The organism is Streptomyces sp. NPDC057654 (genome assembly GCF_042800135.1).
Lineage (GTDB): Bacteria > Actinomycetota > Actinomycetes > Streptomycetales > Streptomycetaceae > Streptomyces.
Window position 1 is genome coordinate 1 of record NZ_JBHVHQ010001292.1, and the last position, 1,636, is coordinate 1,636.

At 71.0% G+C, this 1,636-nt stretch carries 3 protein-coding genes; all 3 read right to left on the minus strand.

Annotation, left to right across the window (positions count from 1 at the left end; translation table 11 throughout):
- Window positions 1-32: 32 nt before the first annotated feature.
- Window positions 33-707, minus strand: coding sequence for a JmjC domain-containing protein (locus tag ACFU99_RS42950; protein WP_384404029.1), 675 nt, complete (start codon window positions 705-707; stop codon window positions 33-35).
- A gap of 11 nt (window positions 708-718) precedes the next feature.
- Window positions 719-1,072, minus strand: coding sequence for a hypothetical protein (locus ACFU99_RS42955; protein WP_384404032.1), 354 nt, complete (start codon window positions 1,070-1,072; stop codon window positions 719-721).
- A 157-nt stretch (window positions 1,073-1,229) separates the two neighbouring features.
- Window positions 1,230-1,636 (minus strand): hypothetical protein (locus tag ACFU99_RS42960; RefSeq protein ID WP_384404034.1); only part of this gene is annotated, 407 nt, incomplete at its 5' end.

Sequence of the window (1,636 nt, forward strand, 5' to 3'; positions counted from 1 at the left end):
GTGGTGTCCCCGGCCCGGCCAGGCCGGGTGGGTCAGCACACGGTGGTGGGCTGCTCGTGCGGCGGTGCCGTGGTGATGGCTGGCCGGGTTGCGGTCAGCGGCTCGTCGGTGATGGCGAATACGAGGTGCACCGAGTAGCCGGGGCGGCTGGGGGTGCTGACGTCGTGCGGTATGCCGCGCGGCAGCAGCAGGACGTCGCCCGCTTGGGTGAGGACTGGGTGCGGGTCATCGTCCGCGTGCGGCCACACCTGCCATTGCTTCGCGCCGCGCATCTGCACGATCACCCCGTCCCACCCGTCATCGTGTTTGCCGAGGGTGCGGTCGCCGGCGTGCGATTCGTACATGGTGCAGATGACGCGGCGGCGGACCAGCCGCGCCAGGTGCAGCGCGGCGAGGCTGTACCAGCCGTCGCTGCGGACGTTGATGCTCTCGTAGACACGCGTGCGCGCCCGCTGGTCGTACGCGTGCTTCACCGCCTCCTCGTCGGCGTCGCGGTAGAAGCCCGTACGGTCCATCAGCGCCACCGTCTGGCGGGGGCTGCGCTGGTCCGCCAGGGGCAGGGGCAGCGCCTCGACCTGCGGCGCCGCGAAGACCTGCGGTGCGTGGCGGAGCTGCGCCAGCGAGAGGCCGCCGTAGTGCGGCAGGAGGGCGGTTCCCAGTCGGGCGGCGAACCCGAAGGCGGCGGCCAGGTGCGTGCGGTCGTCCATGAGGCCGTTCACTACGAGGCGTAGAGATGGCCGGTGGTCCCGTCGGGGCGCTGGATGCCCCTGCACCAGTCCGCGCGGGGGGCGAGGCCGTAGTCGGTGAAGTCGGTGTCCGCCGGGTCGAGTACCTGGGTGGTGTGCAGGAGGTCGTCGGGGGCGAGGTCGGTGATCTTGCGTGGGCGCAGTTCGATGACGCCCTCGGCGTTCACCGTCTGTACCAGGACCTCGTCGGCGACGGTCTGCGGCGCGGGGGCTCCGATCACGAGGCGGAACGATGCGCCGAGCGGATGCTGCTCCTGCACCTGGATGAGCTGGTGGACGAGGTCCGCTTCCTGTTCGGCCAGGAGCGGTGTGGACATCGTGGTCATGAGAATCCTTCGGTGGTGTGTGGTGCGGCGGGTGGACAGTCGGCTCATCGGCCGGCCTGCGCTGCGGGTCGCTCTGCTGCGGTGGAGGACCGTCATCGGGGTTGCTCCGTCTCCGCGCGGAGGGCGCGCTGCCTGTCGGTGTCCGCGGTCGTTCGCGCTAGTAGTAGAGGTGGCCGGTGCTTCCGTCGGGGCGCTGGGTGGTCATGCAAATGTCCGCGCGCGGGTGGTGGCTGTAGTCGGTGAAGTCGGTGTCCGCCGGGTCGAGTACCTGCGTGGTGTGCAGGACGTCGTCGGGGGCGAGGTCGGTGATCTTGCGTGGGCGCAGTTCGATGACGCCCTCGGCGGTCACCGTCTGGACCAGGACCTCGTCGACGGCAACCGGCGTAGTCGGAGCTGCCAGGAGGCGGAAGGACGCCCCGAGCGGGTGTCCGCTCAGCACGTCGGCCAGGCGGCGCAGCAGGTCGATCTGCTGTCCGGCCAGCGCCTCCGGAGGCAGCGGGGACAGTACGGCGGTCACGGGTTTCTCCTTGTCGGTGGTCGGCGGCGGCGCGGCCCGTAAGGGAC